The following is a 25,389-nucleotide window of genomic DNA, read 5'->3' as shown; positions in this document are numbered from 1 at the left end:
CTCGCCTCAGGGGCCTCAGAACAGCGCGCGGAACACCGCGAGCATGTCGACGGAGTACCCCAGCGCCTCGACACCCCTGAAACCGAGGTAGAGACCGACGATACCCACGACACCGGCGACGTTCGGCGGCGCGGGGATGGGCACTTCGAGCGCGGCGAAGATCGCACCGGCGACGATGCCCGTCACGAGCGCCAGGAGGACCTGTCCGTTCACGTCAGTCCCCCGCACCGACGTTCTCGCCCGCCTCGAACGTCGCCGGGTCGGGTTCGATGGTCGCGTACTCGACCACGCGACGGCCGAGGACGCGGACCCGCTCGTCGAGCGTCTCGTCGGTGAGATGGCCTCCATCTTCCTCGTGCACCACGTGGTTGTACGCTCGGGGAACCGCCGCCTGGTGCGGGAGCACCCAGCAGTTGAGCGCGCGGCAGACCGAGCGGAGGTGGTCGAGCGCGGTGACGGGGAACGACCCCCCGGCCACTCCCAGGAGTCCGACCGTCTTCCCCTCGAACTCGTCGAACCCGCAGTAGTCGAGCGCGTTCTTCAGCACGCCCGAGTACGAGCCGTGGTACACCGGCGTGCCGAGGAGGAGCGCGTCGGCGTCGTCGACCGCGGCGAGCAGGCGTCGCCCGTCGCCCTGTTCCTCGGCGTCGAAGTCGGCGTCGAGCGGCGGCAGGTCGAACTCACGGAGGTCGAGGAGTTCCGTCGACGCGCCCGCCGACGCCGCCTCTTCGAGCGCCACGGAGAGCGCGACCCGGGTCGCGCTCTCGTCGCGGAGGCTTCCACAGAGAGCGAGTACGTGTGTCATGTACGAGGCGAGGCGGGTCGGGGAGAAAGACCCCACGGTCCCTGCCGAATGCGTCGGTCGTCGCCGCTGTCACACGTCGCGCCACGCGGGACGGGAGGAGTCGAACAGTGAAGGCCGGGTCGGCCGGCGCGACGTCGGCACGTACTGAAGTCACCCGGCACCGTCGAGGGTGGCATGGACGCCGTCTTCCACCTCTCCAGTGGGCACGTCACCGACTGGGCGCACGCCCTCGCCAACGTCGAGAACCTCCTCGCGGACTCCTCGCGTCGGTCGGACCAGGCTCGCGCATCGGTCCACGCGACCCACGGACGCGGTCAGGTCCGGGGCGGACGGTCGACGCGAATACCTCAACTACGGGTAGCGGGGCGAACCAGTCCTGCCCCGACTCGACCGTGGCATCCCGATGGGTGCCGTCCGGCTCTATGAATGGGCGCGTGAAAAACCTTCACCAGATGGTCAATCACGGTCGAGCGAGGCTGGACGTGACGAGCAGAACCGCATCGCCAAGAGTTTTACTGACTGGTCAACGACGTGCTGTCATGAGTCGGCGAGACGACGTGACCCGTGTGCGAGCCGACCCGTCCGACGACGCCGAGGGCGACCCGCTCGCGGACACGGAGGGCGGGACCGTTGCCGAGTTCACCGGGCCGGATCTGACACCTGCGGACGTGTTCTCCCTCCTCGGGAACGACACGCGCCTCGACATCCTCCGGGCGCTCCTGGAACTGGGCGCGGGGGAGGAACCGGTCAGCTTCACCGACCTCTTCGAGCGGGTCGACGTGGCCGACAGCGCGAACTTCAGCTACCACCTCCAGCGGCTGACCGGCCACTTCGTCAAACAGACCGACGACGGCTATCGGTTCCGTCACCCCGGGCGGAAGGTCATCAGCGCCATCTTCGCCGGCACGCTCACCGACCGCGCCCAACTCGGGTTCTTCGCCGTCGAGGGACGGTGTTACGACTGCGGCGGCGCGCTCCACGGCTGGTACGTCGACGACACGCTCACCGTCGGCTGTACCGACTGTGCGGCGATTCAGGTGAGCTACCCCTTCCCGTCGGGCGGGCTCGACGACCGGACGACCGAGGAGGTGATGGACGCGTTCCACCACTACGTGCGTCACCACTACTGTCTGGCCGCCGACGGCGTCTGCCCGGAGTGTACTGGTGAAACCGAGACGGCCGTCGCCCGGGCGGGAGACGACACCGACCTCGACGTCGCCGTCCGATACACCTGCCGCCGCTGTGGCTACCGTCTCCGGTCGCCGGTCGGCGTCGCGCTCCTCGACGACGCCGACGTGCTCACGTTCCACGCGGAACACGGCGTCGACCTGGGCACGGAGCGGTTCTGGACGTTCGACTGGTGCGTCAGCGACGAGCGAACGACCGTGCTCTCGGCCGACCCGCTTCGCGTCCGTGTCGACATCCCCTGCGGCGACGACGAACTCCGCGTCGTCGTCGACGACGAGTTGTCGACTGTCGACGCGACCGTCGCGAACCGCCTCGGTCAGTAACCGGGTGACTGTTGCTACTCGTCGCTCCTGGTGGGTTCGTGAGTCCGCGGGTCCGCGGGTGCAAAAAACGGGAGAGGGTGGACGACGTCGTCGCTCTGCGTTACTCGAAGAGGTCGACGGCTTGTTCGTAGCGGGCGGTGGGTTCGTTCCAGTCGACGACGTCGAAGAACGCCGAGACGAAGTCGCCGCGCTTGGGGCCGTAGTCGTAGTAGTACGAGTGTTCCCACACGTCGAGTGCGAGAATCGGGTGCGAGCCCCACAGCGCGCCCTGGTCGTGCTTGTCGACCACGACGTTGCGCAGTTGGTTCGAGAACGAGTCGTACACCAACAGCGCCCAGCCGCTGGCCGCTCCCGCAGCGGCCTCGAACTCGCCCTTCCACGCCTCGTACGAACCGAAGTCCTCTTCGATGCGGTCGGCCAGCGCGCCCGAAGGCTCGGAGCCGCCCTCGGGCGACATGCACTGCCAGAACAGGTCGTGGAGGATGTGTCCACAGCCGTTGTGGGTGACGCTGCGGATCGCGCCCGCCGACGAGGAGAAATCCCCGTTCTCGCGGTTCTCGGCGAGGGTCTCCTCCGCGGAGTTCCACCCGTTGACGTAGCCCTGGTGGTGGGTGTCGTGGTGCCACGTCAGCACCTGCTCGGAAATGCTCCCTTCCAGCGCGTCGTACTCGTACGGTAATGGGTCGAGTTCGTAGCTCATAATTGAACCTCCAGTACATGGGTGGCGCGGAACGCTGTTAAACTTTGAGGAAGAGTATGTTAACAGTATACATACACTTTCGGCGGGGAGGCGTCGTGCGGTTTCACGCCACGGAGTCGGAGGGCACTTGTGCCCCCTCCGCGGAGTCTCGGACGTGACGTGGCGAGGTGTCGGCGTCGTGAGCGGCTGGCAGGTAACGGCGAGTCTCTGTTTCTACGCCATCTTCGCGGCGACGGCCTTCGTCAGGGAGAGCTTCGGCGTCTCGCGCACGCTCGTCGGCGTCTCGCTCACGGCGACGCTGGCCGGCTACACCGCTTTTCTCTTTCTCACCGGTGCAGCCGTCGACGGCTACGGCGAGCGACCGGTGATGGTCGCCGGACTCGCCGCACTGGCCGCGGGGATGGTCGGAGTCTCGCTCGCGCCCTCCTTTCCGCTCTTGCTCCTCGCGCTGGCCGTCGTCGGCTGTGCGTACGCGACGGCGATGCCGTCGACGAACCGAGCCGTGCTGGTCGTCGCCCCCGAGGGCCGGAGAAATCTGGCGATGAACGTCAAACAGGTCGGCGTCACCGTCGGCAGCGGCCTCGGCGCGCTCCTCGTCACCACGGCCGCCGGAACCCGGTACGGCTGGCGGGTCGGCTTCGGCGTCGCGGCCGTCCTCGCCGTGTGTGTCGCCGTCGTCTTCGCGCTCACCTACCGGGGCCGGGAGGGGTCGGGCGTGCTGGCCCCGCCGGACGTTCGCGGCCTCGCCGGACTCGACGGCTACCGCCCGCTCGTCGCCGCCGGCTTCTTCTTCGGCGCGGCGGTGTTCACGACGACGGGCTACGTCGTCCTCCACCTCACCGAGTCGGTCGGGGCGGCCGCCGCGTTCGGCGGACTGGTGCTCGCGTCGGTGCAGGTGACGGGGAGCGTCGGCCGGCTCGTCGGGGGCAGTGTCGCGGACTGGCTCTCGGGCGGCGACGCGCGTTCGTCGGCGCAGGTACTCGTCGCTCAGGCGCTCTGTGCCGTCGTCGCCTTCGGCGGTGTCGTCGCGGCCGGCTCCCCTTCGGCCGCCGGTGTCGCCTTCGCCGTGCTGGGGCTGTTCATCCTCGGCTTTCCCGGCGTCTACTACGCGTGTCTCACCGCGCTCGTCCCCGACGACCAGGTCGGCGCGGCCACCGCGGGCGGACAGACGGCCCTCAACCTCGGCGGACTCGCCACGCCGCCCGTCTTCGGCTACCTCGCCGACACCCTCTCGTACGACGCGGGCTGGACGCTCCTCGCCGGATGTACCCTCGTCGCCGGTGCCTTACTCGTCGGCCTCGCCCGCGACAAACACGCGTGAGGGGTCCGCGTCGTACTCCAACTCCGTTGCGACGCGCTCGGCGACGTCGGTCCCACAGTACCGCCGTACCAGATGCAGCGCGAGGTCCAGCCCCGAGGTGATGCCGCCGGCGGTGAGCACGTCGCCGTCGTCGACGACGCGCGCGTCGACCACGTCAGCGTCGGTGGCCCGGAGGTCGTCGAGCGCGCTCGCGTGCGTGACGGCCGGTCGCCCGTCGAGGATACCGGCCTCGGCGAGGAGCATCCCTCCCGTGCAGACGGCCGCGACGGTCACGCCCTCGTCGGCGAGGCCACGAATCGCCTCGGGGATCGCTCCCCGTTCGGCCTCGCGACGCGCACCGGGGCGGTCGTCCCCGGCGTTCCACCCGCCGCCGGGGACGACGAGCAGGTCGGGCGTGCCGAGGGTCCCGTCGACGCCGATACGGAGCCCGTGACTCGCAGTCACCCACTCCCGCCCGTCGAGCGTCACCGTCCGGACCCTGATTCCGCCGTCGCCCTCCGCGACGAACGCCCCGGCCGTCTCGAACACCTCGTACGGCCCCACCCCGTCGAGTTCGTCGAACCCGTCGTAAAGCACCACCTCGACGTCGACCGCGTCGCCTGACGCTGACGTTCGTGTCATACGGCGTGAAGCGTCGCGCCCACCGCGCAAAACGTTTGTCACCACCCTCGATGGTGTTCACCGCCCAGAGGCGTCCGCCGACCTCGACGAGACCGCCCCCGACGGTCGGATTCGGCGGGTCACGAGGGCTCGGCGTGTCTCCGTCTTTCACGGGGGGACCTTTCATCTGACTTATAAAAGCGACACGTTATTATCCACTGCTGTCGAAGATGAGTGAATACTCAACGAGTCATGGCTCCCACACGCTCACTCCTCGCCGTCGTCTTCGCCCTCCTCGTCGTCCTCTCGGCCGTCCCGCTCGCGGCCGCCGCGGAGAATCAGGTCATCGGCCGGCCCGACCTCTCGCTGTCGGTGCCGGACAACCGGGTGGTCCCCGGCGAGGCGACGACCATCCAAGTGCTCGTCGTCAACGACGGCGTCCTGGTCCGTGGCGGCCCCGAGCGGTTCACGACGCGGGTCACGACCGCCCGGGCGACGACGCTCGACATCGGCGACGTGCCGGGACTCGACATCGAGACGGAGAGCGTCGCCGTCGGGCAGATTCCCGAGGGCGTCGTCGGCCCCGTCGACATCGACGTCACCGTCCCGGAGGGCGTTCCGCCGGGGCGATACGAACTCCCGGTGACCGTCTCCTACACGTACACCGGGGTGGTGACGTACGACGAGGAGGCGCCGAACGACAACCCGCGGTTCAACGACCGTTCCGTGACACGTCGGCTCTCCGTTCCGGTCGTCGTCGAGGAACGGGCGCGGTTCCGCGTCGTCGACGTCGAAACCGGCGTCCAGATCGGTGACAACGGGACCATGGCCGTCGCGGTGACGAACGTGGGGACCGAACTCGCCCGCGAGTCGAGCGTCCAACTCACCTCGGCCAACGGCGACCTCAGCTTCGGCGGGGTCGCCACCGCGGAGAGCTTCGTCGGGTCGTGGCGCCCCGGCGAGACGAAGACGGCGACCTTCCCCGTCAATCTCGTCGACGACGCCGAACTCCGCGACTACACGCTCACCGGGGCGGTGACGTACACCGACACCGACGGCATCGCCCGGACGTCGAACGAACTCCGGACGAGCGTCCGTCCCCTCGCCGAGCAGTCCTTTTCGCTCTCGGACGTCTCCTCGACCCTGCGTGTCAACTACGAGGGCCGCGTCGAGGGAACGGTGACGAACGACGGCCCCGCGTCGATTTCCGACGCCGTCGTCGTCTTCGAGCCGACGAGCGCCAACTTCGACGCGGGCGAGACGGAGTTCGCCATCCCCGACCTCGCCGCCGGCGACTCGGCCGAGTTCTCGTTCGACGTCGAGGTGTCGAGCGCCGCCGACCCCGGGTCGCGACAGCTGTCGTTCGCGGTCCAGTACGAGAACGAGGACGGCGACGTCCGCACGAGCGACCCGCTCACCGCCCGCATCGACGTCGCCCCCGAGCGCGACCCGTTCACCGTCGAGGCGAGCGAGTCGACGCTCGGCGCCGGCGACTCCGGCCGACTGACCCTCACGGTGACGAACGCCGAGGAGGAGACCCTCTCGGACATCTCCGCGAAACTGTTCGTCGACGACCCCATCTCCTCCAGCGACGACGAGGCGTTCATCGACTCGCTCGAACCCGGCGAGTCGGCGGAGGTCACCTTCCAGATCAGCACCGGTGGCTCGACGTTCGCCAAGGACTACCCGGTCTCGGTCGACTTCGAGTACGACCGCGAGGACGGCACGACCCAGGTCTCGGACTCGTTCAGACTGCCCGTAACGGTCGAGGAGTCGTCGGGCGGGGGCCTCCCGTTCGGTCTCATCGTCGGCGTCGGTGCCGTCGTCCTCCTCAGTGCCGCCGTGGTCGTCGTCCGCCGGAGGTAAGGTGCGGCCGTGCCAGCGAAACTCGACTACCAGCGGTTCATCGACGCGGCCGACGGGTGGATCACGGGCCGACCGGGGACCGTCGTCCTCGTCTTCTTCGTCCTGACCGCCGGGTTCGCCGTCGGCCTCCCGTCGGTGTCGACCGAGTCCGGGACCGAACAGTTCTCCGAGGAGGTCCCGGCGGAGCAGGCGCTGCAGGACGTCAACGACAAGTTCTCCGACCCGTTCGCCCCCGACGAGGGGTCGACACAGCTCATCCAGCGCGAGGAGAACGTCCTCTCGAAGCAGGGTCTCCTCCGGATGCTCCGCGTGCAAGAGCGAATGGCCGACGACCCCGACATGCGCGTGGTCTCCACCGAGAGCGCCGCCCGCATCGTCGCCCGGCAACTCGACCCGTCGGCGGCGACCCTGGAGGAGGAAATCGACGCCGTCGAGCGCGCGACACCGAGTGAAATCCGGGTCGCCGTCGGCACGCTCGCGCGGGAGAACCCCGGCTTCGCCTCGCTTCTGAGCGACGACTTCAACCCGACGGCGGCGTACGCCTCGGCGACGGTGGGCATCGTCCGCCACGAGGTGCCGACCGGCATCTCCAGCGGGTCGGGTCAGGGCGGGGCCAGCCCGCTCGAACCCATCCAGCTCGAAGCGGTGTACGTGGCCGATGCGGCCGGCGGCGACATCGTCGTCTTCGGCTCCGGCGTCATCTCTCAGGAGTTCGGCACCGTCATCGGCGACTCGCTGCTCATCGTCGTCCCCGCGGCCGTGTTCTTCATCATCCTCTTTCTCGTCGTCGCCTACCGCGACCTGGTCGACCTCGTCTTGGGGACCCTCGCGCTCGGGATGGCAATTATCTGGACGTTCGGCTTCATGGGCTTCGCCGGCATCGCCTTCTCGCAGATTCTCATCGCCGTTCCTCCTCTCTTACTCGCGGTCGGCATCGACTTCGGCATCCACGCCATCAACCGCTACCGCGAGGAACGACTGGTCGAGGACGACCCCGTCCGGGCGATGCGCACCACGACCGACCAGCTTCTCGTCGCCTTCTTCATCGTCACCGCCACGACGGTCATCGGCTTCTCGTCGAACCTCGTCAGCGGGTTGCTCCCCATCCGGGAGTTCGGCGTCGTCGCCGCCATCGGCATCGTCTTCACCTTCCTCGTCTTCGGCGTCTTCCTCCCCGCGCTGAAGCTGTACACCGACGACCTCCGCGAGCGCTACCCCATCCCGACGCTCTCGCAGTCGCCCATCGGCTCGGAGGGGTCGTCGCTCGGCGGCGTCCTCTCGGTCGGCGTCTCTCTCGCCAAGCGCATTCCCGTGTTGCTCCTCCTCGTCGCAGTCGTCTCGTCGGGATACGCCGCGTACTACGCGTCCGGCATCGACACCAGTTTCTCACAGGAGCAGTTCCTCCCGCCCGAGGAGACGGCCGACTTCTACGACGTCCTGCCGGAGCCGTTCAAGCCCGGCGAGTACACCATCACCGCGACGATCAACTTCCTCGAAGACAACTTCGAGTCGAGCGAGGACGACGAGACCGTGATATTCGTCGAGGGACCGATGGAGCGGAACTCGGCGCTGGAGTCGATGTGGAAGGCCGGCGAGGACCCGCCCGACACGTTCGTGCGCGACGGTCGTCACGCCCGCGAGACGTCCATCGTGACCGTCATCCTCGCCTACCAGGAGCGCGACCCCGCGTTCGACGCCCTCGTGGCCCGAAACGACCGGAACGCCAACGGCATCCCCGACCAGAACCTCGACGAGGTGTACGACTACCTCTTTACCTCCCCGGCGCGCGGACAGACGCTCGAATACCTCACCGAGGACCGCCGGAACGCTCGCGTGGTCTACGCGGTGAAGGCGGACGAGTCGGACGCCGACGTCACCGACGACACCCGCGCCGTCGCCGAGCGCTACCGGATGGGCGCGACAGCGACGGGAAGTATCGTCGTCTTCAAGGCCATCTCGGACATCATCTTCGAGTCCGCCATCGTCAGCCTCGGGCTCGCCATCGCCGGCACCGCCGCCTTCCTCGTGTTCATCTACTGGGTCCTCGAAGGGAGAGCGACGCTCGGCATCGCCAACCTCGTCCCCATCGTCGTCACCGTCGCGTTCGTCGCCGGGTCGATGCGCTATCTGGGCTTCTCGCTCAACGCCTTCACCGCGACGGTGCTGGCGATGACCATCGGCCTCGGCATCGACTACTCCGTCCACCTCACCCACCGCTACATCGACGAGCGGGAGCTCCAGCCGACCGTGCTCTCGGCGCTCTCGCGCACCGTCTACGGGACCGGCGGGGCGCTCCTCGGCAGCGTGCTCACGACCATGTTCGGCATCGGCGTGCTCGTGCTCTCCGTCTTCCCCGCTATCGGGGACTTCGGGCTCATCGCGGCTCTGTCGGTGTTCTACGCGTTCGTGGCGTCGCTCGTCGTCCTGCCGTCGGCGCTGGTCGTCTGGGAGCGGCTCTTCGGCGCGGGCGGCGTCGACGCCGCCACGCCCGGTGCCGACCGCTCCGGCGGCGTCTCGGGACCGACGACCACGACCGACTAGTCCCGGTCAGTCGTCGCCGCGCGCCCGCTCGAACATCGAGAGCGCCGCCTCCCGACGCTCGGAGTGGTCGACGACCGGGTCGGGGTAGTCGGGCGCGGCCTCGCGCCGCGCCTCGCTCGACAGTTCGTGCCACGAGTGGATGACGTCGGGGTCGACGCCTTCGAGTTCGGGAACGTACTCCGTAACGTATCCGGCGTCGGGGTCGTACCGCTCGCCCTGCGTCATCGGGTTGAAGATGCGGAAGTACGGCTGTGCGTCGGTGCCCGTCGAGGCCGCCCACTGCCAGCCGCCGTTGTCGTTCTGCGTGTCGTGGTCGACCAGCAGGTCCCGGAAGTGCGCGTAGCCGTGCCGCCAGTCACACAGCAGGTCCTTCGTGAGGAAGGAGGCGACGATCATTCGGACGCGGTTGTGCATGTACGCTTCCTCCTTGAGTTGGCGCATCCCCGCGTCGACGATGGGGTAGCCCGTCTCCCCCTCGCGCCACGCCTCTCGCTCCGCCTCGTCGTCGCGCCACTCGATGTCGTGCTCGTACGTCTTGTAGTTCTCCGTGACCACTTCGGGATTGAAGAAGAGGACGTGCGTGTAGAACTCCCGCCACGCCAACTGGGACTGGAACTCCTCGACCGACTCCGTCTCCTCCCCGTCGGCCGCCGCCATCGCCGACTCCGTGGCGGCGTACACCTCACGCACCCCCAGCGTCCCCCACTTGAGGTCCGCCGAGAGCCGCGAGACGGCCTCCCTCGTGGGGTAGTCCCTGTCGGATTCGTACCGGAAGATGCCGTCGTCACAGAACCGGTCGAGCCGTTCGCGTGCGGGGTCGGCTCCCGCCTCCGGAACCGTCGCGTTCGGTTCCGCGAAACCGAGGTCCTCGATGGTGGGGAGGGAGCCGGCGTCGTCGACGACGTCCGGGTCGGCGAGACCGTCGCCCGACGGCTCGGGATACGGCTCCGCTTTGTCGCGGTCGCGCCACTTCTTCCAGAAGTAGGTGTACACCGAGTACGGCTCGCCCGCGTTGGTCGTGATGGAGCCGGGCTCGTGGTGGAGGTGGTCGTGGACGCTCTCGCGGGCGATATCGGCGTCGTCGAGCGCCCGCCGGACGGCCGTGTCGCGCTCGCGGGCGAGCCCCGAGTAGTCCTTGTTCCAGCCGACGCGCTCGGCTCCGACGTCCGACGCGACCGCCGGGACGACCTCGCGGGGGTCGCCGCGGCGGACGACGAGGTCCGAGCCGAGCGCCCGATACCGCGCCCGCAGCGCGTCCAGCGCGTCGAGCATGTAGCGGACCCGCGCCGAGCCCGCGTGTTCGAGGACGGCGTCGTCGAAGACGAAAAGCGGGACGACCGGGCCGGCGTCGGCGGCGGTCGCGAGCCCCCGGTTGTCCGCGGTCCGGAGGTCGCGCCGGTGCCAATGAAGCTGCATACCGACCGCAAGGGGAGGGCAGAGGAGAAACTACCGGCCTCTCCCGCTCGGGTCGAGCGAGACGCCGTCGTTGGGGTCCCGATACCCGGACTTCCCGAAAGACGTGAGAATTAACGCCGCGATACATGTGCCATTTGATACGTTTCGTCTGACTTATTCACCGATTCCGACCGGTTCAGGGGTCCCTACCGTCGCGAATCCCCTCATAACTGGACAGTATTCGGCCCATACCTAACCATGGGGAATACGATACACGGATACAGACGCCCCTTCCCGGGCCGTACCACAGATGAATCTCGTCGCGCTCGTCTCGTCCCTCAGGCATCCGTCGTACACGGGACGGGCCCGCGAACCGGGGTTCGTCGTCGCCAACGTCCTCGTGGTGAGCCTCCTCGCCGTCGGCGTCGAACGACTCGTCCCGCTGGCCGGAACGCTCCTCATCGGTGTGAGTGTGGTGCTTCTGGTCCTCCGTGGGTACGCCGTCCCGGGGACGCCCGCGCTCGTCCGCGCGGTCACCGAGTGGTCCGCGTCCGCAGGCACTCCCGACCCGGTGCCGCAGGACGAACAGGAACTCCTCCGGGCGGGAGTGCTAGCGCGTGCGAACGGGGGGTTCCAGCCGACGGCGTCGTTCCTCGCCGCGTGGCGCGCGCGCGTCCGCTCGGCCGGCCCGCGCGAGGACGACGCTCGCGCGCTCTCTGAGGCGCTCGGCGTCGACCCCGAGCGCGTCACCCTCCGGTGGCGGGCGGGTGTCCTGTTCGCCGAGGTGTCCGGTACTCCGCTCGGGGCGTGGCTCTCGCGTGCCGCGCTGGTCGCCGACACGGCGAGCATCCACGAACTCCGTCGTCGGTACCCCCAGTGGGACCTCTCTTCCCCGCAGCGGCGCGGCGCGATGCTCTCGACGCTCCGGCTCTATCTGGACGTCTGTCCCGCCTGCGACGGGACGACGGTGCTCGACCGTGCAGCAAGCCGCGTGCCCGGCGCGCTCGGGCGGACCGTCGCGGTGACCTGTGCGGACTGCGACGCCCGCCTCTTCGAGAGCGCCTTCAGCGCCAGCGTCGCCGTCGTCGGCGACGACACCTCTCCATCCGTCGTCGGTCGGTGACCGCCCTGGCGCGTCAGAGCGACTCTCTGTGCCCGTCGAGGACGGCGAAGCGGTCGTCACGGCGCGATTCGAGCCAGGTGAGCAGTCGCGCCGCCCACCGGAGCTTCTTCGCTTTCGTCGGCTCGACGCTCGAATCTTCGAAGTCCCAGCCGACGAAGACGAGCGCGTCGGCTCCGAGGTGGTCGGCGAGGAACGCCGCCCGGTCGCCGTCGGTGAAGCCGCCGAAGTTCGTCACCGGCGGGGCGGGCGCGGCCTGGGTCGTCGGGAGCGTCGCCTCGGATGCGAAGCGGGGGAGCCACGTCCGGAGGAGGGGGATATTGTCGCCGTGGGCGTGTGCTGCGACGGGCGTCCCCTCGCGGGTGAGGTCGACGGCCGTCTCGGGGTTCTTGTCGAGGTCCGTCACCATCAGGTCGACGTCGACGCCGTGGTCGAGACAGACGTCCGCCGCCGTCGACGCGGCGAAGACGTGGTCGGCGTCGGCCGCCCGGTCGACCTCCCGTTCCAGCGACGGCGCGGCACCGACGACGGCGACGCTGCTCCCCGCGACGTCGTCACGGAGGCTCTCGACGTCGAAGGCGGCGTCGAGGAGTGACCGGCAGACGTCCCTGGCTCGTTCGTCCCCAGCGCGGTCGAACCCGAAGTCCGCGAGGATGCGCTCGTAGACGGGTTCCCACTCGTCGAAGTTCATACCCACCGCTCCGTGTCGTACCTCGCTCGCCGATAAATAGGGGACGAACCGCACGAGCCGGAGTGGCAGCGTGTACCCCTACCCGCGTGCCCTTCCGGCTTCCGCGTGGTCGGTTTACGATGATCCTGCATAAGTTTTCTCGTACGTGAATATCGGGTTCGGGGGAGGTTCACGCCGTCGGAAGCCGTTCGAGCGCCGCGTCGAGCGTCCCGTCCGGGTCGTCGACGGCCGCCCGAAGTCGGGCGAACCCGCCGGGCGTCCCGAGGAGCAGGAGTCGGTCACGGTCGCTCCCCACCACGAACGTCACGCCGGCCTCCCGGGCCACGGTGTCCAGTGTGGCACGCTCCTCGTCGCTCACGCCCGTGAGTTCGACGGTCCGGACGACGCTCTCCGCGGCGGGTTCGGTGTCCGCACCGAGTCGGTCGAGGTGTCGGGCCGCGTCGCCGGCCGTCGTCACGTCGAGTTCCTCGATAGCGATGTCACCCGTCTCGCGGACGCGCTCGCGGGTGAACTCCCGGCCGATGAGCGCCGCGTCGCGCGTCTCGGCGACGTCGTGGGTCCGGACGACGTGCGCCCCGCGCTCGACGGCCATGGCCGTCGCCGCGAGCGACACCGAGAGCGCCTCCTCGGTCGACCGTCCCGCGACGTCGCGGAGGAAGTTCTTACGGTTGATCGAAACGAGGATGGGGCGGCCGTATCCCCGAAACTCCCGGAGTCGGTGGAACGTCTCGCGGTCGTCTTCGAGCGTCTTCTCCTCGGACCACCCGCCGAAGGCGGGGTCGACGATGGTCTTGTCGGTGAAGCCGTTCAGTTCGAGGGCGTCGTAGATGTCGTCGACCCGCTCGACGGCGCCCGGGCGTTCGAGGTCGGGGGGAGAGGCCATCTTCGCGACGGCGACGTCGTACTCCTCACAGACGCGCGGCATCTCGGGGTCGGCGAAGCCGCAGATGTCGTTCACCATGTCGAACCCGCCCTCGATGGCCGCCTCCGCCACCTCGTGGTACCGCGTCTCGATGGAGAACACGGCGTCGCCGGAGACGCTCTCTACGACGGCGAGGGCGGTTTCGAGCCGGTCGAGTTCGTCTTCTGCCGACAGGACCTCGAACTTCTTGTTCGCCGATTCGAGGCCGATGTCGACGATGTCCGCCCCCTGGTCGATGAGTTCGGTGTCGACGTACTCGGCGGCCTCGGCGGAGTCGTTGAAGACGCTCGGCTTGTACGGCGATTCCTTCGAGACGTTCAACACGCCCATGATGCGCGGAGGCGCGTCGTCGCCGATGGCCAGGCCGGCTGCGTTGACCGTTCGCATACTCGCGCTGAGGACTCTGTCGTAATATGCCGACCGGTCGCGGTGACGGACGGGCAACGACCCACGACGATGGGAGACGGTGACACCGCCGGTCCCGTGAGCCGCGCGGACGGACCGAAGGCAGTCGACCGGGACGGCCGCGAGTCACGCTCTTTTTGTCCGTCCCGAGGGTAGAGATGGTATGTCGAAGGTCAGCATCGGACTTCGCGGCTGGCGGTTCGAAGAGCGCGAAGTGTTCACCGAGGAGGGGGAGTTCCGCCCGCTCACGGAGATTCCCAAGGAGACCCGACACCGACTCGTCCGCCTGTCGCTCATCGTCGAACGCCCCTGCGACGCCTGTTATCTCGTCCACGGGGAGAGCGAGAAGGATCGGTGCCGACAGGCGACCATCGTCTACGGCGAACCGCTCGACGAGGTGCTGCTCTGTGACGCTCACGAGGCCGACTTCCTCTACTGGTTCCGCGAGGGCGGTGGGAGAGGCCTCGCGGGCGACGAGGAGTTCCGCGACGCGTTCCACGAGTGGTTCGCCGCGGGCGGTCGTGCGCCCGAGGGGTACGCCGGCTTAGAACACGTCGAGACCGACCCCGACACGCTGCCGGACCCGCCGGACGCACAGGAGGTACAGCGCCGTCTGGAGGAGACGAACGAGTTCGAGGGCGAGCAGATCGACCTCCGCGAGGGGACGCCGTTCGACCGCCCCGCGAAACTCGACGGCGAGAGCGAGGAGACCGACGACGAGGACGGAGACGAGGCGGCCGACACCGACGCCGACGCCGACGACGCTGACCTCGACCTCGGCGCGGACTACCCGACGCGATGAGTTCGGAGGCCCCCGTAGTCGTCGTGGTCGAACCAGAGACGCCGGGAAACGTCGGGACCATCGCCCGCGCGATGAAGAACTTCGGCTTCTCGGACCTGAAGCTGGTGAACCCGCCCGCAATCGACCGTGAGAGCGAGGCGTACGGCTTCGCCGGGCACGCGCGGGAGGACGTCCTCCCCGACGCCGAGGAGGTGACCTTCGACTTCGTCGTGGAGAACTTCCACACGGTCGGGTTCACCGCTATCACCAACGAGGACGCCCGCCGGCACGTCCGCTTTCCGTTCACGACCCCCCGACAGTTGGCCGACTCGCTCGCCCGCGTCGAGACGCGGACGGCGCTCGTCTTCGGGCGGGAGGGGACCGGGCTGTCGAACGCGGAGTTAGAGCGACTCGACGAGGTGTGTTCCATCCCGGCCTCGGAGGAGTATCCGGTCCTCAACCTCGGACAGGCGGCGACCGTCGCGCTGTACGAACTGCGGACGCTCACGCTCGGGCGGGGCGTCGAGGACACCCAGTTGCCGGACGTCGAGCGCGAACGCGCCGCCGAAGCCGACATCGACCGCTTCTACGACTTCTTCGAGTCGTTCCTCTCGCAGATCGAACACCGCGACCACAAGCGCGAGAAGACGATGCGGATGCTCAGGCGTCTCGTGGGGAGAGCGCACCCGACCGAGCGGGAGATCACGACGCTGACCGGGCTCTTCCGGAAGGCCTCCGAGCGCGTGCAACCGCCCGAGAAACAACAGTAGTCGACGGCCGGCGGTCGACAGAGAAGGGGCGCTCCGTTCGGCGGGTTCAGCAGTCCGCGACAGCCCACCGCGAGCGGAGGAGACAGCGGACCACGTCGCGCTTGAGGAGGGCGAAGCCGACGAAGACGACGGCGAAGCCCGCGACGGTGGTCGCGTCGATCACCTGTCCGAGGACGGCCCAACTGACGACCGCTGCGACGACCGGGGTGACGTAGTTGACCAGGTTGAGGTCGGACGGACCGACCCTCCCGAGAAGCTCGAAGTACAGCAGGAAGCCCAGGACCCCCGAACCGAGCGCGAGATACACGAACGCCACGAGGACCGAGGGCGTCCACGCGCCCGCGACGAACGGTTCGCCGCGGACGACGCTGGCGGCGTGCAGAACCGCCGACCCGAAGAGCATCGTCCAGCCCTGTTGGGCGACGACCGGGAGAGTAGAGGTCGACGACCGGGTGATGACGCTCCCGAGGCCGAACGCGACCGCCGCGAGGAAGACGAGTCCGACCCCGAAGAGCGACTCGGAGCCGACCGCGCCCGGCGTGGGGCTGGCGACGACGGCGACGCCGACGATGCCGAACCCGAACCCCGCCCCGCCGACGGGGTCGAGGCGCCGCTCGCCGAGGAGCGTGTGGTCGAACACCGCCGTCAGCAGGGGAACGAGACTGATCACGACGGCGGCGACGGCGCCCGAGACGGAGCCTTGCCCGAGGTACAAGAGGGCGTGGAAGGCAGCGATGAGGAGGACGCCGCCGAGTGCGATTGGGACCCAGTCCGCCCGTCCGCGGGGGAGCCACCGCTCGTAGGTGAGCGCCGCGTACGCGAGAACTACCACGCCGGCCACGTCGTACCGCAACGCGGCGAAGAGAAGCGGTGGGACGCGTTCGAGGCCGACCTCGATAGCGACGAACGAGGAGCCCCAGACGATGGCGAGCAGAACGAACAGCACGGGGATTGATTGTATTTTTGTCTTTATGGAGGGCATCTTATCGGATTCGATTCAGACTCAAGGGCCTGATGTTGTTAAATCCTTCTACTAAATTCTCAATTTTTATTCCACGTTAATCTCGTATTTTCGTGAGAGTTCGCTCCCAATTCGACCGGGGAGCACGTCCATGGCATGGAGTTCAAGTCCCCGTTACGGCTATACCCCGCTATGGACGAGCGCGACATCACGCTCCTGAAAGCCATCTCCGACCTCGGGACGGGCAGCCCCGAGAAACTCCACGAGGAGACGGGAATCCCCGTCTCGACGATTCACTACCGCCTGAACAACCTCCGCGAGGCGGGGGTCATCGAGAACGACCTCTACGACGTCGACCTCGACGCCTTCGGACTGGGCGTGACGGTCATCGTCGAGGTGCTCGCGAGTTACGACCGGTACGAGGACATCTCCGAGCGACTGCTCGACATCGAGGGCGTCACCCAGTTGTACTTCACGATGGGCGAGACCGACTTCGTGGTCGTCGCGCGCCTTCCCGACAGCGACGACGTGGAGCGACTCATCCGCGACTTCGAGTCGGTTCCGGAGGTCGAACGGACGAACTCGACGTTCGTCATTTCGAGCCTCCGCGACAGCACCCGTCCCCTCGAAAGCTACAGCCTCGACACGCTCCTCTCCGAACTGATCGACGACTAGGGCCGCACGTGGCGGCTGGAGACGGCGGCCCGGCGGTCAGTCGTGCGGACTCAGCCGTCGAGCGGAACGTCGATGAGCCGCTGGTCGTCGCTCCCGACGGCGTCGTCGATTGCCGCCGTGAACCCCGCGAGGGAACTGACGCGCTCCGCCCGGACGCCGAAGCTCTCCGCGAACGCGACCAGGTCGGGGTTGCCGAGGCCGGTCCCGAACGACTCGCCGCGGTGTTCGGTCTGTTTCTCCGAGATGAGCCCGTAGTCGTCGTCGCGGAACACGACCGTGGTGAACGAGCAGTCAAGCCGGCGGGCGGTCTCCAGTTCGGCCGCGTTCATCAGGAATCCCCCGTCGCCGGTGGCCACGACCACCTCGTCGTCGACAGCGAGGTCGGCCGCGACACCCCCCGGAACGGCGATACCCATCGACGCGAGGCCGTTGGATATCACACAGCGGCCGGGCTCGAAGACGGGGAAGCGCTTGGCGATGGCCATCTTGTGGCTCCCGACGTCGGAGATCAGAACGTCCGAGTCGGCCATGGCCGACCGGAGTGCCGGGAGCGTGTTCGCCACCGTCACCGGGTCGTCGGGGTCTGGCTCACTCGTCGCGTGTCCGTACACCCGCTCGCGGGCGTCGGCACACCAGACGTCCCACTCGCGGTCGAGCGCGTCGGCGAGACGGTCCAGCGCACGCGAGGGGTCCGCGATGACCTCCACCTCGGGGTTGTAGTGGGCGTACACCTCGGCCGGTTCGCTGTCGAGGTGAATCACGGTCTTCTCGCGGGTGGGGTTCCAGCCGGCGGGGTCGTGCTCGGCGATGTCGTACCCGACGGCGAGCACGCAGTCAGCCGCCTCGACCGCTCCGCCCGCGGCCTCCTCCGGCCCCGAATCGAGCGTCATCAGCGACCGCTCGTCGCGGTCCGACAGCGCGCCTTTCCCCATGTACGTCGACACCACGGGCACGCCCGTCGCGTCGACGAACGCCGCCAGCGACGCGGCGGCGTCCGCCCGGACCGCGCCGTTGCCGGCGAGGACGAGCGGCTGTTCGGCTTCGGCGAGCGCGTCGGCCGCGTCCGCGAGCGCATCCCGGTTCGCGGCGGGCCGTGCGACCGACGGGCGGACGGGGAGCGGTTCGTCGTCCGTCTCCGCCGCGGCGACGTCCTCGGGGAGTTCGAGGTGGGTCGCGCCGGGCTTCTCGTACTCGGCGACCTTGAACGCCTTCCGCATCGACTCCGCGACGCCCGCGGGGTCCGAGAGCTGCGCGTTCCACTTCACGACGGGTTCGACGACGTCGACGACGTCGAGGTTCTGGTGGCTCTCCTTGTTCAGCCGTTCGCGGCTCCCCTGGCCGGTGAGCGCGACCAGCGGCGCCTTGTCGAGGTGGGCGTCCGCGACGCCCGTGAGGAGGTTCGTCGCGCCGGGACCGAGGGTCGCGAGACAGACCCCCGCCTCCCCGGTGAGACGCCCGTGGACGTCGGCCATGAAGGCGGCCCCCTGTTCGTGACGGACGGGGACGAACGTCACGTCGGAGTCGCGAATCGAAAACAGCAGGTCCTCCAGTTCCTCGCCGGGGAGGCCGAACACGTACTCGACGCCTTCGGCCGCCAGACAGTCCACGACGAGGTCCGAGACCCGCGTCATCGCTCCTCTCGCGCCTTCGAGACGTCGGCGTCCGTGCCGGTGAGCATCGCTCGGCTCACGACTCGCTCTCGTCCACGGCGTCTCCTTCCCATCCCTCGCTGTGAATCCGGTCGTCCGGGGCGCCGAGTTCACGCAGTCTCTCCTTCGTGTCGACGACCATCTCCGGCACGCCGCAGACGTAGAAGTCGGTCCGCTCGAAGTCGTCGAACGTCGATTCGAGGTGCTCTTGGACGTAGCCGGCCCGCCCCGTCCACTCCCAGTTCGGGTCCGACAGCGTGAACGCCACGTCGAGGCGGTCGTGCTCGACGGCGAGGTCGTTCAGCGTCCCCCGGTGGATGAGAGAGGACTCGTCTTGCTCGCCGAAGAGGAACGTCGCGTCGCCGGTGCCCACTCGGAGGTACTGGCGGAGCATCGCGAGCATGGGAGTGATGCCGGCGCCCGTCGAGAGGAACGCCACGTCGCGGTCGGTGTCCGCGAGGCTCAGGTTCCCGTCGAGTTCGCCGATGGTCACCTCGTCGCCCGGGCGCTTCGTGTGCATGTACGAGGAGGCGAGGCCGTCGTCGTAGCGCTTGATGGCGAGCGAGAGCTGATCGGTGCCCGGGAGGTTCGTCGGCGTGTACGGCCGGACGACCTCTTCGTCGCCGGACTCGAACCGAACCGTCGTGTGCTGACCGGGCTCGTAGTCGAACGTGTGGCCCGGAACCCGCAGCCGGAAGCCGTTCACGCGGGGCGTGAGAGGATACGTGTCCTCGATGATTGCTGTGTGCGTCATGTGAGTGAGAATCGACATTTGGTCCAGTGACCGGACGGTGATAAGCGACCGGCACGGCTCTGCAAGGCGGCCGTCGACACCGACGAGACTGCGCTGTCCTCGCGAACGCGACACCGAGCGCGACTCACTTCGGCGGTCGGAGCCGGTAGTACCGGCGGTTGAGGTCGTACATGTAGCCCTCGCGCATCGTCTTCAACACCGCGTAGGCGACGACGCTCGCGACGGGCGGGAGGAGAAACGTCAGATCGAACAGCAGGTCGACGTTCATCGGGACGAGGTTCTTCGCGGAGTAGACGCTGATGGTGAAAGCGAACACGACGCCGCCGACGCCGACCGCAGACCAGAACGGCTGCTCGACTGGACGACGGGCCGACCCCTTGTTCAAGAACGGGACGAGCGTGATGACGCCGACGACCACCAGGTTCGCGAGCACGCCGTACGGGCGGTCCCCGAGCAGTTTCTCCCCGCCGAGGACGGTCAGTTCGGGGTTGAGCGGGCCGAGTTTCAGCAGACCGAACGACCAGTAGAGATACCAGTCAGGGAGGATGACCGCCGGCGTCGTCGACCCGTCGGCGGGAGGGCCGATGTGCGGCGGCATCGTCGCCGCGAGAAACAGGACCATCCCGACGAAGAACGACGCGATGGAGAGGTTCCGGATCACCTCGTGCGGCCAGGTCGGAAAACCCAGGACGTCCCGCTCGACGTACGTCGACTCCCGTCTGAGTGCCTCGTCCTCGTGACGGGCGCGCTCGAAGTACTCGTACGTGAGCCGAGGGAGGCCGACCCGTCGCGCCTTCCGTTCCTCCCAGGCCGGCGCCTCGGCGTCCGGTGCGACGACGCCAGCACCGTCGGTGCGGGCTTTCTCGTCCGCGTCCTCGTCCTCGTCTCCGTCCGGCGTCTCGTTCGTCGACTGGTCGTCGGGACCGGGCGTCCGATGGGAGGAGGGCCGGTCTGCGGACGTCGAGGACTGCTTCGTCTCCATGTCTTCACCGACGGGAGTGAGGGCCAACGGGCTTCTGGCGGTCATCCACGCCGTTTTAAGTCGGGCGCTCGGGTAGGTGCCGGTATGCGGTACGTGACGCTCCGGCTCTCCCCGTCCCGGGGTGAGGGGTTCCACCCGCTCGGGAGACGACTGTCCGAAGAGCCGTCGATTCGACGAGAGGCCATTCACCACGTCGAACTGCTCGACGACGGGACGGTTTTGTTGCTGGCGGAGGGGTCGGGCGACCGTGACCGATACGAGGAGATAATGTCCTCGTCACCCTCGGTGATCGACTACATGGCCTCGGGAACGGACCGCTGGATGGCGGTGAGCCACCTCGACACGTCCGAAGCAGTCCGACAGGTCATGGAGTGGCAGCGGGACGCAGAGGTGGTCATCGAGACGCCGATGCTGTTTCAGTCGGACGGCTCACAGCGTATGACACTCCTCGGGGACCAGCGGGCGTTCAAGCGCCTGTTCGAACGGGCGACGGCGCTGGAGTCGTTCTCGTTCGAAGTCGTCGAGAGCGGCGAGTACGAGCCGAGCGCCGAGCGGTTCATGCGCTCGCTGACCGCTCGGCAGCAGGAGATACTGACGACCGCCGTCGACCTCGGATACTATCGGGCGCCCCGACAGGCGACGCACGAGGACATCGCCGCGGCCGTCGACCTAGCCCCGTCGACCGTCGGCGACCACCTCCGGAAGATAGAAGAGCGCGTCTTCGAGTCGATGACGCCCTCCTGACGGCGAGTGGCTCCCGGCGACCGGCGTTCCGTTCGCTTCGAGTTCAGCACGACGTCCGGAGCGCGAAGCGTAGAAGAGTGACCCGGGAGTCGCTCCGGTCGTTGCAGGCGCGGCTCCGAGATTTCAGGCCCGTTTCTGAATCTCCTCGCGCAGGACGTCGCTCACCTGACCGCCGTCGGCCTTCCCTCTGAGCGCGCCCATCGCTTCGCCCATGAGCGCCGAGAACGCGCCCATGCCCTGCTCGTCGATCTGATCGGCGTTGCGCTCGACGACTTCGACGACGGCCGCTCTGACCTCCTCGTCGCCGACGCCGGCGAGGCCGGCCTCCTCGACCGCCTCCTCGGCCGAGAGGTCGGGGTTCTCCGCGAGCACCGAGAGGACGTCGCCGACGCCCTCCTTCGCCAGGTCGCCGCCCTCGACGAGCAGGAGGAGTTCCATCAGGTGGTCGTCGGTGAGATTCTCGACCGGGACGTCGTCGCGGCGGAGTTCGGTCAGCGTCGACTCCAGCGTGTTCGCGGCGAGCGTCGGGTCGACGCCTTCCTCCACGGCGGCCTCGAAGAGGGTGAACCGCCGGCCGTACGCCACCTGCTCGGCGAGGCCGGCGCCGAGGCCGTACGCCTCCTGGTAGCGCTCGGTCTTCTCGGTGAGGAGTTCGGGCACCTCCACCTCGGAGGGGTCGGGTTCGACCGGCGGGACGTCCGTCTCGGGGTACATCCGCGCCGCGCCGGGGAGCGGGCGGAGGTAGCGCGTGGTGCCGTCTTCCAGGGCGTCGCGCGTCTCCTCGGGGACGCCCTCGACGGCCGTGCGCGCGCGCTCGGCGACGGCTTCGAGAGACAGGTCAACCGTCTCGGGGGCGTCGGCGACGAGGACGACGGCGTCCTCGGGACCAGCGTCCACAGCCTCGCGCAGCGACTCGACCTCCGCTTCGGTCACGCCGTAGGCGGGTAGTTCGTCGGTGTGGAAGACGCCGCCCGCGCCGTGGCGCTTCGCGTGGTCCGAGAGTTCGGTGCCGAACCGGCGGTCGGGCTGGAGTTCGTGGCCGACGAGGCCGTCGAAGCCGTCGAGGCGAAGGGCGCCGACCGTGCCTCCCGACGAGAGCGCGCCGGCGATGACGCTCGAGTCGGTGTCTTCGAACACGTCGGAGACGTCCCGTGGCTCCCCGACCGCGGCGTCGCGTTCCCGCAAGGAGTCGCGGATGGCGAGGAGTTCGACCTGTCGCCGCACTTCGAGCCGGACGATTTCGTCGATCTGATCGAGCGCCTGAACGCCCTTGATCTCGACGCGCGCGCCGTCGGCGATGGAGACGTTGACGTCCTGGCGGATGGTGCCGAGGCCGCGTTTCACCTTCCCCGTGGAGCGCAGCAGCATGCCGATAGTCTCGGCGGCCTCGCGGGCCTGCTCCGGCGAGGAGATGTCCGGGCCGGTGCCGATTTCCACGAGGGGAATCCCGAGGCGGTCGAGCGACCACCGCACTCCCTTCTCCGTGGCTTCGACGCGCTGGGCCGACTCCTCTTCGAGGAGGAGGTCCTCGACGGAGACCGGTCCCTCGGTGGTCGAAATCTCCCCCGCCTGCGCGACGAGCGTGGTGCGCTGGAAGCCCGACGTGTTCGAGCCGTCGATGACGAGCTTTCGCATGACGTGCGCCTGGTCGACCGCCTCCATGTCGAGGAGGGCGGCTATCTGCATCGTCACGTCGAGCGCCTCCCGCGAGAGCCGGGAGGGTGGCTCGTCGTCCTCCTCGACCAGGCAGGTGGTGTCGAAGCCGAGGTACTCGAACTCGCGGTCGACGCGGCTCTCTTCGAGGGCGGCGTCGTCGAGTTCGCCGAGTTCGCTCTTCGTCGGGTGGAGATACCGGGTGAGCCGACGGTGAGACTCCTCGGGTTCGCGGCGCTCGGTCGGACACTCGCAGAACAGTTTGCGCGAGGTGTCCAGTTGCTGGTGGATCTCGAGCCCCGCGACGAGCCCGAGGTCCTCGTAGTCGTACGCGCTCATTGGTCCCCTCTCCGAACGGCGGGCGTAAAAAAGGCTCCAGTTCCGTCACGACGTGCCGTGGTCACCGCGTCGGCTCCGCCCGACAACGGCCCGAACATCGAGAACGGAGGAGCGAGTTGAAGTGGCCGCTCCGCGTACGCGCCAGTAATGTCCCCGCCACGGACGCGTGCGCTGTCGCTCCTCGTGCTCACGCTCGTGGTCGGGTCGGTCGCCTGCTCGGTGCCGGGCGTCGCCGCCGTGGTCGCCGGAGCGTCGCCCGCTCCCGTCGAACCGCCGCCCGCACCCGCCGGGTCGACGGAGGTGAGCGACGCCGACCCACCCGCCCCGTCGAGCGTCGCGGCTCCCGGTGGCGACCAGATGACGCTCCCGTCACGACACGAGCCACGGATCCGCGAGCGCCAGACGTTCGCGCGCGGCGAGGCTCGCGGGACGGTCCGGCTCGAACTGGCGTACGAGATTCCGACCGGGGTGACGGACCTCCGGGTCAGACTACCGGACCTCGCCGGTCCGTCCATCTCGGTCGTCGACAGCGAGGGGTTCGACAGGCGAGGCGAGACGGCGTTCGAGTGGACCCGGTCGACGTCCGCGCCGACCCTCGCGCTCGAACTCGACGTGTCGACCGACGAGATATCGACCGACGAGTGGGGGGTCGAACGCGACGACTGGGCGTTCGCGACGGTGCCGCCGACCGGTCTCGACGTCACGTACACCGGCACGCGCCCCCGCCTCGTCTCGGAGACGCGGGTCGAAGAGACGGGCTACGCGACCGACCGCATGGCGTTCATGGGACCGTACGACACGGTCGAGGTGAGCGAGTCGACCGAGACGATCCGATTCGTCGTCGGCAGCGGAACCACCGAGGGGAACGTCTCGGCCGCCCGGGCGTTCCTCGAACGGGCCCAGGGACGGTTCGACTTCGGGGTCCGCCGCGACCGCCTCGTCGTCTTCGTGCTCCCCTACGAGGGCCGCGTCGAGACGGAGGAGGCGACCGTGACCGGGGAAGCGTTCGGTGACGCCTTCTGGGTGACCGCGGACGCGACCCACGTCTCGGGGGCCGAGAACGCGTTCGCCCACGAGTACGTCCACTCGCGCCTCGAGAGCGTCGGCAACGGGTCGGCGGCGTGGCTCACCGAGGCCACCGCCGAGTACTACGGATCGCTCGCGGTGGTGAACGTCGGCGGCACGTCCTACGAGGCGTTCTACCGGTCGGTGCGAGCCGACTCGTTCGCCCCGAACCGGACGGCTGTCGTCCTCTCCGAACCGGAGAGTTGGCGCGGGACGCTCGCGGACTACGAGAAGGGCGCGCACGTCCTCGCCGCGCTCGACGCCGAAATCCGTGCGCGGACCGACGCGACGCTGTACGACGTCTTCGTCGCCAACGCGTCGTTCGACGACTACGCGGCCTTCCGGGCGGCGGTCGTCGAGACGACCGGCGACGAGACGCTCGGACCGTGGCTCGACCGCTACGTCACGACCGACGCGCTCCCGCCGCTTCCCGACGACCCCGCACGCTACGTTCAGGGGGACGATTTGGACCCCGACGGCGACGGCCTCACCAGCGAGGAGGAGGTGACGGCGACGCCCGCGACGAACCCGTTCGTCGCGGACACCGACGGCGACACGCTCTCGGACTCCCACGAGCGCGAGGCGCGGACCGACCCGACGCGGGCGGACACCGACGGCGACGGCACGAACGACGCGCTCGACGCGTATCCGACCGACCCGGCGGCCCAGCGGGCCACGAGCGAGTCGACGGAGACGAAAACACCGACGCCGTCGGCGACTGCCGAGGAGCGGGAGACGGCGACGTCGACGGAAGAAACGCGCGAACAGGTGACCGAGACCCGAACCGAGACGCCCGGGTTCGGCGTCGGCGTGACGCTCTGGGGAATCGGACTCGGAGTCGCGGCGGGAGCCCTCAGGGGGATGCGATGTCGTCGGGAGAATCGAGCCTCGTCTTAGAGCCGCCGGAGCCCCTCACCGATACCTTCCGCCTCGCCACACTCGGGGCACTCGTAGTGCCACCCGTCCTTGGTAGCACGCCCCTCGGGGAACTCTGCGGCACACTTTCGGCATACGAGCATGTCTCGACCGGACTGCTTTGTGATCTGCATCCCCGCCATAGTGACAAGGACACTTGCATGTAGCTTCAAGATGTCGCTTCTCTTCGGTTTCAGGAGAAGTTCACGCGCAAGAAATCCGCT

Annotated in this window: 23 protein-coding genes; 10 read left to right on the top strand and 13 right to left on the bottom strand. The window is 68.6% G+C overall.

Going from position 1 to position 25,389, the window contains the following annotated elements; translation table 11 throughout:
- Positions 1-15 precede the first annotated feature (15 nt).
- Entirely contained in the window at positions 16-228 is a 213-nt protein-coding gene (locus C2R22_RS11270) for a XapX domain-containing protein (RefSeq protein ID WP_394342358.1), read from the bottom strand.
- A complete protein-coding gene (locus C2R22_RS11265) occupies positions 215-805 on the bottom strand; it encodes an NADPH-dependent FMN reductase (protein ID WP_103425843.1) in 591 nt (196 codons plus the stop codon). Before C2R22_RS11265 ends, C2R22_RS11270 begins: the two co-directional genes overlap by 14 nt.
- Positions 806-1,344: 539 nt before the next feature.
- On the opposite strand from C2R22_RS11265, the gene C2R22_RS11255 reads away from it, so the two are divergent.
- Positions 1,345-2,316: an ArsR/SmtB family transcription factor gene (locus tag C2R22_RS11255; RefSeq protein WP_103425841.1), complete on the top strand. Its 972-nt coding sequence runs from the start codon at positions 1,345-1,347 to the stop codon at positions 2,314-2,316.
- Between the two features lie 100 nt (positions 2,317-2,416).
- Here the strand turns inward: C2R22_RS11255 and sod are convergent, their stop codons facing one another.
- Positions 2,417-3,016, bottom strand: coding sequence for a superoxide dismutase (gene sod / locus C2R22_RS11250; RefSeq protein WP_103425840.1), 600 nt, complete (start codon positions 3,014-3,016; stop codon positions 2,417-2,419).
- Between the two features lie 154 nt (positions 3,017-3,170).
- Here sod and C2R22_RS11245 point away from each other — a divergent pair, with 154 nt between their 5' ends.
- The gene (locus tag C2R22_RS11245; RefSeq protein WP_103425839.1) at positions 3,171-4,337 is read left to right on the top strand and encodes an MFS transporter; all 1,167 of its coding nucleotides are present in this window, start codon (positions 3,171-3,173) and stop codon (positions 4,335-4,337) included.
- Here the strand turns inward: C2R22_RS11245 and C2R22_RS11240 are convergent.
- Positions 4,302-4,958, bottom strand: coding sequence for a DJ-1/PfpI family protein (locus C2R22_RS11240; protein ID WP_103425838.1), 657 nt, complete (start codon positions 4,956-4,958; stop codon positions 4,302-4,304). The genes C2R22_RS11245 and C2R22_RS11240 overlap by 36 nt on opposite strands.
- Before the next feature lie 231 nt (positions 4,959-5,189).
- On the opposite strand from C2R22_RS11240, the gene C2R22_RS11235 reads away from it, so the two are divergent.
- Both C2R22_RS11235 and C2R22_RS11230 read left to right on the top strand, forming a co-directional pair.
- Positions 5,190-6,803, top strand: a complete 1,614-nt coding sequence (locus tag C2R22_RS11235; protein ID WP_103425837.1) for a COG1361 S-layer family protein — start codon at positions 5,190-5,192, stop codon at positions 6,801-6,803.
- A 9-nt stretch (positions 6,804-6,812) separates the two neighbouring features.
- Positions 6,813-9,344: an efflux RND transporter permease subunit gene (locus C2R22_RS11230; protein ID WP_103425836.1), complete on the top strand. Its 2,532-nt coding sequence runs from the start codon at positions 6,813-6,815 to the stop codon at positions 9,342-9,344.
- Positions 9,345-9,350: 6 nt separating this feature from the next.
- On the opposite strand, the gene C2R22_RS11225 is transcribed toward C2R22_RS11230, so the two are convergent.
- A complete protein-coding gene (locus tag C2R22_RS11225; protein ID WP_103425835.1) occupies positions 9,351-10,760 on the bottom strand; it encodes a cryptochrome/photolyase family protein in 1,410 nt (469 codons plus the stop codon).
- 289 nt (positions 10,761-11,049) lie between these two features.
- On the opposite strand from C2R22_RS11225, the gene C2R22_RS11220 reads away from it, so the two are divergent.
- Positions 11,050-11,862, top strand: coding sequence for a hypothetical protein (locus C2R22_RS11220; protein ID WP_103425834.1), 813 nt, complete (start codon positions 11,050-11,052; stop codon positions 11,860-11,862).
- Between the two features lie 13 nt (positions 11,863-11,875).
- On the opposite strand, the gene C2R22_RS11215 is transcribed toward C2R22_RS11220, so the two are convergent.
- Complete coding sequence (locus tag C2R22_RS11215) at positions 11,876-12,550, bottom strand: 6-hydroxymethylpterin diphosphokinase MptE-like protein (protein ID WP_103425833.1); 675 nt, start codon at positions 12,548-12,550, stop codon at positions 11,876-11,878.
- Between the two features lie 169 nt (positions 12,551-12,719).
- Positions 12,720-13,859 carry a dihydropteroate synthase gene (locus C2R22_RS11210; RefSeq protein WP_103425832.1) on the bottom strand — a complete coding sequence of 380 codons (1,140 nt, stop codon included), beginning with the start codon at positions 13,857-13,859 and terminating at the stop codon, positions 12,720-12,722.
- A gap of 181 nt (positions 13,860-14,040) precedes the next feature.
- Here C2R22_RS11210 and C2R22_RS11205 point away from each other — a divergent pair, with 181 nt between their 5' ends.
- Both C2R22_RS11205 and C2R22_RS11200 read left to right on the top strand, forming a co-directional pair.
- Positions 14,041-14,679 carry a hypothetical protein gene (locus C2R22_RS11205; protein WP_103425831.1) on the top strand — a complete coding sequence of 213 codons (639 nt, stop codon included), beginning with the start codon at positions 14,041-14,043 and terminating at the stop codon, positions 14,677-14,679.
- Positions 14,676-15,428 carry an RNA methyltransferase gene (locus C2R22_RS11200; protein ID WP_103425830.1) on the top strand — a complete coding sequence of 251 codons (753 nt, stop codon included), beginning with the start codon at positions 14,676-14,678 and terminating at the stop codon, positions 15,426-15,428. The genes C2R22_RS11205 and C2R22_RS11200 overlap by 4 nt, the downstream gene beginning before the upstream one ends.
- 46 nt (positions 15,429-15,474) lie before the next feature.
- On the opposite strand, the gene C2R22_RS11195 is transcribed toward C2R22_RS11200, so the two are convergent.
- Positions 15,475-16,374, bottom strand: coding sequence for a DMT family transporter (locus C2R22_RS11195; protein WP_245902741.1), 900 nt, complete (start codon positions 16,372-16,374; stop codon positions 15,475-15,477).
- A 207-nt stretch (positions 16,375-16,581) separates the two neighbouring features.
- Between C2R22_RS11195 and C2R22_RS11190 the strand changes: the two genes are divergently transcribed.
- Positions 16,582-17,064 carry an Lrp/AsnC family transcriptional regulator gene (locus C2R22_RS11190; RefSeq protein WP_103425828.1) on the top strand — a complete coding sequence of 161 codons (483 nt, stop codon included), beginning with the start codon at positions 16,582-16,584 and terminating at the stop codon, positions 17,062-17,064.
- A 50-nt stretch (positions 17,065-17,114) separates the two neighbouring features.
- On the opposite strand, the gene C2R22_RS11185 is transcribed toward C2R22_RS11190, so the two are convergent.
- From C2R22_RS11185 to C2R22_RS11175, 3 genes are all read right to left on the bottom strand, one after another.
- Positions 17,115-18,695 carry an acetolactate synthase large subunit gene (locus tag C2R22_RS11185; protein ID WP_103425827.1) on the bottom strand — a complete coding sequence of 527 codons (1,581 nt, stop codon included), beginning with the start codon at positions 18,693-18,695 and terminating at the stop codon, positions 17,115-17,117.
- 55 nt (positions 18,696-18,750) lie between these two features.
- Positions 18,751-19,467 (bottom strand): ferredoxin--NADP reductase, encoded by a 717-nt coding sequence (locus C2R22_RS11180; RefSeq protein ID WP_103427650.1) that lies wholly within the window; start codon positions 19,465-19,467, stop codon positions 18,751-18,753.
- A 124-nt stretch (positions 19,468-19,591) separates the two neighbouring features.
- Positions 19,592-20,494 carry a cytochrome b family protein gene (locus C2R22_RS11175; RefSeq protein WP_245902740.1) on the bottom strand — a complete coding sequence of 301 codons (903 nt, stop codon included), beginning with the start codon at positions 20,492-20,494 and terminating at the stop codon, positions 19,592-19,594.
- A gap of 39 nt (positions 20,495-20,533) precedes the next feature.
- Here C2R22_RS11175 and C2R22_RS11170 point away from each other — a divergent pair, with 39 nt between their 5' ends.
- Positions 20,534-21,193, top strand: coding sequence for a helix-turn-helix domain-containing protein (locus C2R22_RS11170; RefSeq protein ID WP_103425826.1), 660 nt, complete (start codon positions 20,534-20,536; stop codon positions 21,191-21,193).
- A 123-nt stretch (positions 21,194-21,316) separates the two neighbouring features.
- Here the strand turns inward: C2R22_RS11170 and gatE are convergent, their stop codons facing one another.
- Positions 21,317-23,185, bottom strand: a complete 1,869-nt coding sequence (gatE, locus tag C2R22_RS11165; RefSeq protein WP_103425825.1) for a Glu-tRNA(Gln) amidotransferase subunit GatE — start codon at positions 23,183-23,185, stop codon at positions 21,317-21,319.
- A 147-nt stretch (positions 23,186-23,332) separates the two neighbouring features.
- Here gatE and C2R22_RS11160 point away from each other — a divergent pair, with 147 nt between their 5' ends.
- Complete coding sequence (locus C2R22_RS11160; protein WP_103425824.1) at positions 23,333-25,147, top strand: hypothetical protein; 1,815 nt, start codon at positions 23,333-23,335, stop codon at positions 25,145-25,147.
- Here C2R22_RS11160 and C2R22_RS27110 read toward each other — a convergent pair.
- Entirely contained in the window at positions 25,144-25,299 is a 156-nt protein-coding gene (locus C2R22_RS27110) for an HVO_2901 family zinc finger protein (protein WP_303645100.1), read from the bottom strand. The two genes, C2R22_RS11160 and C2R22_RS27110, sit on opposite strands and share 4 nt — an antisense overlap.
- Positions 25,300-25,389 lie beyond the last annotated feature (90 nt).

The sequence above is a fragment of the Salinigranum rubrum genome (assembly GCF_002906575.1).
Classification (GTDB): Archaea; Halobacteriota; Halobacteria; order Halobacteriales; family Haloferacaceae; genus Salinigranum; species Salinigranum rubrum.
Note: the sequence above shows the minus strand (reverse complement) of the source record. Positions and strands in the feature narration are given on the sequence as shown.